Origin of the sequence: Asaccharospora irregularis DSM 2635, from assembly GCF_900129815.1 — a bacterium.
In the GTDB taxonomy this organism is placed as follows: domain Bacteria; phylum Bacillota; class Clostridia; order Peptostreptococcales; family Peptostreptococcaceae; genus Asaccharospora; species Asaccharospora irregularis.
The window spans coordinates 64,058-70,302 of the sequence record NZ_FQWX01000012.1 but is presented as its reverse complement, the minus strand read 5'-3'; the positions used below and the strand labels follow the sequence as shown (position 1 = coordinate 70,302).

Below are 6,245 nucleotides of genomic sequence, written 5' to 3'. Positions count from 1 at the left end.
ACTAGCTAATCAGACGCGGGTCCATCTCATACCGCCGGAGCTTTGATATTTTTATCATGCGATAAAAATATGTTATCCTGTATTAGCATACCTTTCGGTATGTTATCCATGTGTATGAGGCAGGTTACCCACGCGTTACTCACCCGTCCGCCGCTCACCCCGAAGGGTTCGCTCGACTTGCATGTGTTAGGCACGCCGCCAGCGTTCATCCTGAGCCAGGATCAAACTCTCAAATAAAAGTTTTGTTTTCCTTGCTCAGACTAATCATTATCTGAATATCTGGCTTGGTTTGTGTTGTTTCAATTCTATAAATTAACCTACTGTTTAATTTTCAAAGTTCAAGTTTAGTGACTTAGTCACTTTTTTACAACTTCTTAAGTTTAACAAAATTTTTATATGTTGTCAAGCTTTTTATTGTTGTTTTTATTTTTATTTTTCTTGTTTGCCCTTTTCTTAAGGACAAGTAATACTATACCATGATTAATTATAGTCGTCAACACTTTTTAAAATATTTTTATTTAATTTATAAATTTTTACATTCTATTCTATATACCTTATTTTATTTACAGTACCCCTTAGTTAGTTCTACACTGTGGTCTAATAGCTGTAGATTATAATTACGTATAATTTCAATCAGCATATCTGCATATATATTTTCGCCCTTTTCATTTGTTTTTGTACTATATCCAGCATCTTCCAATGCCTGAGCTTGAGTTGTATAATGATAAGATTCAAATAGACCGTGTTCTGTATATCTTTGATTTTTTGCAAGGAATTTCCCGTGATCTCTAATAGAGTCAGTTAATGAGCTATACTCTCTAAAAGACGCTACCAACTTATCATCATAATTCTCAGATGTTTCTAATTCTAACTTATCACCTTTCCATCTATCATCCGCCTTGATACCAAATAGGTTGTTTCCTCTTTTAGTCAACTCAGATTTCCCCCAGCCTGATTCTAATATAGCTTGCCCCACTGTTATAGATGGAAGTATACCGTATTTATTATAATTTTCTATAGCTACACCTTTTATTTGATTTATAAATATAATTTTGCTACTATTTTCATTAAGGGTTTCTTTGCTCAAAGATGTGTATTTTAGATTGTCTATATTCTTATTAAGCTGTGTTTTTTGCTCCTTGGAAAAATTAAGTTTATCGGCAACTTCATCTAATGATTTAATCTTATAAACTGTTTCACCTTTTAAACTTGTTTGTTTTTCTATAAATTTCTCTCCTAAGTTTAATGTATCTTTTTTTCTTATATTAGTTAAGTCTCCATCATTTATAACCATATCTAAAGCTAGCAACTCCTGCCAGTTCACCTGTACTCTTTTTTCTCCAATTTCATCGGCAACACTCATATAAAACTCTATTTTAGAGTTTTCTACATTCCTACCTTTGTATAAACTACCCAATGTCTTACTAATTTTTATAAATGTCACTATACTTAGTACAACAAGTAGTGTAGTACTTATCTTTCTAAGCTTATAGTTTGTCCTCTTCCTCTTTGTCACATATTTTCCTATACTTTTGCCCATACTCTCTCCCTATTAAATTATTTATATTATTTTTGTATTTAAATATTTACTTACACATTTTTATTAAGAAATAATTATATTACATGATAATATCACTACTTTTTACTTTTTTCTATATATATTTTATTATTTTACTCATACTTGTACATATTGTACAAGTTTTTTGCTATTTATTGTATATTCTATTTTATAATTTTTCACTTTCAAAACCAGTATATTGAAATTTCCAAGTTGTATAAGTTATTCATAATTTTAAATTAATTATAATTTGTTTATACGTAAAAAAAAGATACCTAAGTTTTCGAAAATCAATTCTAGTAATCTAAGGTATCTTTTTCACTGTTTATGTTATTCTGATTTTATTTCTGTCCACGCATCATCATATAATTTTAATATATCTTTTGGTAAATTTATAAATACTTCACTCTTATCTAATACTTCTTTAGCTGGATAAGCTATCTTACTGTTTCTCATTTTTGGATCTAATATTTTTAAAGCTGCATCATTTGGAGTTGAATATCCTATATAATCAACATTTACTTTTGCATTCTCTGGATCTAGCATAAAGTTTATGAACTGTTCAGCCTCTTTTTTGTTTTCAGCTACCTTAGGTATACACATAGCATCTACCCACTTATTAGTACCTTCTTTAGGTGTAGCATATTCTAAGTTTGGATTACTTTCTATTAAAGTTAAAGCATCCCCTGAATAAACTATCCCCATAGCTGCTTCTTCTGCTACTAATCTATCTTTTCCTTCATCATTAACATAAGCCTGAACTAAAGGTTTTTGCTTCATAAGTTCTTTTTTAGCTTCTTCTAATTCTTTTGGATTTGTACTATTCATTGAGTATCCCAATTTTTTAAGAGCTATACCAACACTATCTCTTACAGAGTCTAGCATTTGAATTTGTCCTGAGTATTTTTTATCCCAAAGTATATTCCAACTATCTACTTCTTCTTTTACCATAGTTTTATTATATAATATTCCAAATGTTCCCCATAAATAAGGTACACTGTATTTTGCTTCTTTATCATAATCTGCTTTCTTAAAATCTTCATTTATATTTTTATAATTAGGTATATTGTTGTAATCTAATTCTTGTAACATATCTTCCTCTATCATTTTTTCTACCATGTAGTCAGATGGGAATATTAGGTCGTACTTAGAACTTCCACTTTTAACTTTTTGATACATAGCTTCATTAGTGTCATATGTTTCATATACAACTTTAATTCCTGTTTCATCTTCAAACTTCCCTATTAAGCTCTCATCTATATAATCTCCTACATTATATACATTAAGAACTTCTTTAGATGATTTTGAACCTCCACAACCTACTAACATTGTAGAAGATAATAAAAATACTGTAGATAGCGATACTAATTTTTTAAATTTCATGTTTTACCCTCCTATTTTATTACAGATTGTTTCTTTTCACTTCTATTTGATAATATAAGTAAAACCAACACAACTACAAACATAATTGTAGATAAGGCATTAATTTCTGGTCTTATTCCCTTTCTGGTCATTGAGTATATTTCTATAGACAAGTTGCTAACTCCATTACCAGCAGTGAAGAAACTTATTACAAAATCATCTATAGACATCGTAAACGCTATTAACAACCCAGATATTATACCGGGTTTTATTTGAGGAAGTATTACTTTTCTAAGAGTATACATAGGTTTTGCACCTAAGTCCATTGCAGCATCTTCTATATTTGCCGGCAATTGTTTTAATTTAGGTAAAACTGAAAGTATAACATAGGGTATATTAAATACTATATGAGAAATTAGCATTGTATTAAATCCGAACTCTATATTTATAAATGCAAACAATGTCATTAATGATACCCCAGTAACTACGTCTGGATTTAGTATTGGCAAATAGTTTACATTTAATAAAAGTTTTTTGCCTTTGCCATTTCTCATCTTATGTATACCTATTGCGGTTATTGTTCCTATAATAGTAGCAACCAATGTCGATACCACTGCAATAAGTATTGTATAGTATAATGCGTTCATTATTCTGTCATTTTCAAATAACTTTCCATACCATTCAAATGTAAAGCCTTCCCATTTTGCCATAGACTTTGAATCATTAAAAGAAAATACTCCTAGGGCAACTATAGGTGCGTATAGAAATATAAAAACGAGTGTTAAATATATATTAGACGTTAGCTTCTTTAAAATAATAATCCACCGCCTTCTTTATTAGAGTCATTGTCAAATTTATTCATAAATGCCATAGAAAGCAGAATCATTATCATCATAAATATCGATACTGCAGAACCAAAGTGCCAATCTCCAACTGACATAAACTGTTGTTCTATTAAATTTCCTAACAACATAAACTGTCCTCCACCTAGTAATTTTGATATTACAAATGTGGATACTGCTGGCATAAATACCATAGTTATACCCGATGCTACTCCAGGCATACTAAGAGGAAATATAACTTTAGTAAATACTTGTATTTTATTAGCTCCTAAATCTTCAGCTGCATTTACCAAGTCCTTATCCATTTTAGATAGAACAGTATATATAGGTAACACCATAAATGGTAGAAAATTGTATACCATACCTAATAGAACAGCTACATCTGTATATAAAATGTTCACTGCATTAAATCCTAGTGTTGTAAGTATTGTATTTATAACACCATTTTTTCCAAGTATGGCAGCCCATGCATAAGTTCTTAATAAAAAATTCATCCACATAGGTAGTATAAATAGAAGAATTAAAGTCCCTCTTCTACTTACTTTTGCCGTTGAAATTATGTAAGCTGCAGGATACCCTATTAATAAACATATTATAGTTGATGATAGGGCCAACCATAAAGAACGTCCGAATACTTTAATGTATATAGGATTTATTAATCTATTAAAATTGTCTAATGAAAATACATATTGTCCAGATTCTTGCTTTGTAAAACTAAAAAATACTATCAGAAGTAAAGGAATTACTATAAATATGGCACTCCATACTATGTAAGGTGAGGCTAAGTATGAATTAGAATTTTTTTTCATTATTAATCACTTACCTTTTTCATTATATGGATGTCTTCTGGATATATATCCATGCCTAGCATACTACCTACCTCGGCATTTTTAGTATTATGAAGTATCCATTCTCTTCCATTTTCGTTTACTGTTATCTCATAGTGTACACCTTTAAATACAGTAGACTCAACTATTCCTTTTAACATTCCTTTATCTGATTCAACCATTTTTATATCTTCTGGTCTTACTATAACATCTATACTTTCATTTTTTTCAAAACCTTTATCAACACAGTCAAAGTGAGTATCACAAAACTCTACTTTAAAATCATCATGCATAATTCCATCAAATATATTACTTTCACCTATAAATCTAGCAACAAATGCATTTTCTGGTTCGTTGTATATATCTTCTGGACTACCCATCTGTTGTATCTTCCCTTTATTCATTACTATTATAGTATCAGACATAGTTAGTGCTTCTTCCTGATCATGAGTAACAAATACAAATGTAATTCCTAATTGCTGTTGTATTTTCTTTAATTCTGTTTGCATTTCTTGTCTTAATTTCAAGTCTAATGCTCCTAGTGGCTCATCTAATAAAAGAACTTTCGGTTCATTTACAAGTGCTCTTGCTATGGCAATTCTCTGTTGTTGACCTCCACTTAGTGAGTCTATACTTCTTTTTTCAAACCCCTCAAGTGCAACTAGTTTTAGCATTTCTCTAACTTTTTTGTCTATTTGATCCTTTGGAGTCTTTTTTATTTTTAATCCAAAAGCTATATTCTCATACACATCCATATGTGGAAACAAAGCATACTTTTGAAACACAGTATTTAATGGTCTTTCATAGGGAGGCTTATTGCTTATTTCTTTTCCCTCAAATAAAACACTACCTTCATCTGCATATTCAAACCCTGCTATTATTTTTAGTGTTGTAGTTTTACCACATCCACTAGGACCTAGCAAAGTTAAAAATTCATTTTTCTTTATATCTAAATTAAAATTATCTAAAACTCTATTTTCCTCATATGACTTTGATATATTTTTTAATTCAATTATATTTTCTACCAAATTATAACACCTCTTTTCTAGAATGACGGTGGAGTACTTACCCAAATCACCTTTGCTGTAGTCTTTCCTGCATTAGATATATAGTGATTAGCCCTTGGCCTAAAGTAAAAGCTTTCTCCTTTTCTGACTTTATTCTTTTTGTCACCTATATGGACGTATATCAATCCTGAAAGCACATAACCGAATTCTTCTCCTTCATGAGGTTTCTCTTCCTTATATTGACCTCCAGCATCCAAACTTATTATTATAGGCTCCATTTTATTTTTTTGAGAATTGGGGATTAACCACTTCAGCGAGTATTTCAACTCCTCATCCTCAGTCTCAAACATATCATCTTTTGTAAATGAAATTCTTTCGTCATCTATTTCATTAAAAAACTCTCTTAAATTTGTTCCTAATATTTCTAATATATCTATAAGAGTAGCTATGGATGGTGATGTTAAATTGTTCTCTAGCTGAGATATAAATCCCTTAGACAATTCGCACCTATTAGCCAGTTCTTCCTGGGTCAGTTGCTTTTCTATTCTTAGTCTTTTTATCTTTTCACCTATATCCATATTTACACCTCCCAATTTTATTTTTTACTAAACATTCTGTTTAAAATATCTAAACAACAAAAGTAATTATA

Annotated in this window: 6 protein-coding genes and 1 rRNA gene; all 7 read right to left on the bottom strand. The window is 30.1% G+C overall.

What is annotated here, in order from left to right:
• A 16S ribosomal RNA gene (locus BUB34_RS06800) occupies window positions 1-237 on the bottom strand; the annotation flags it as partial.
• A gap of 322 nt (window positions 238-559) precedes the next feature.
• Window positions 560-1,540, bottom strand: a complete 981-nt coding sequence (locus tag BUB34_RS06795) for a glucosaminidase domain-containing protein (RefSeq protein ID WP_073125795.1) — start codon at window positions 1,538-1,540, stop codon at window positions 560-562.
• Between the two features lie 348 nt (window positions 1,541-1,888).
• Entirely contained in the window at window positions 1,889-2,941 is a 1,053-nt protein-coding gene (locus tag BUB34_RS06790; protein WP_073125793.1) for an ABC transporter substrate-binding protein, read from the bottom strand.
• 11 nt (window positions 2,942-2,952) lie between these two features.
• Window positions 2,953-3,630, bottom strand: coding sequence for an ABC transporter permease (locus BUB34_RS06785; RefSeq protein WP_330392756.1), 678 nt, complete (start codon window positions 3,628-3,630; stop codon window positions 2,953-2,955).
• Between the two features lie 98 nt (window positions 3,631-3,728).
• Complete coding sequence (locus BUB34_RS06780) at window positions 3,729-4,571, bottom strand: ABC transporter permease (protein ID WP_073125790.1); 843 nt, start codon at window positions 4,569-4,571, stop codon at window positions 3,729-3,731.
• A 2-nt stretch (window positions 4,572-4,573) separates the two neighbouring features.
• Window positions 4,574-5,617 carry a spermidine/putrescine ABC transporter ATP-binding protein gene (gene potA, locus BUB34_RS06775; RefSeq protein WP_073125788.1) on the bottom strand — a complete coding sequence of 348 codons (1,044 nt, stop codon included), beginning with the start codon at window positions 5,615-5,617 and terminating at the stop codon, window positions 4,574-4,576.
• 17 nt (window positions 5,618-5,634) lie between these two features.
• Window positions 5,635-6,174: a helix-turn-helix domain-containing protein gene (locus tag BUB34_RS06770; RefSeq protein ID WP_073125787.1), complete on the bottom strand. Its 540-nt coding sequence runs from the start codon at window positions 6,172-6,174 to the stop codon at window positions 5,635-5,637.
• Window positions 6,175-6,245 lie beyond the last annotated feature (71 nt).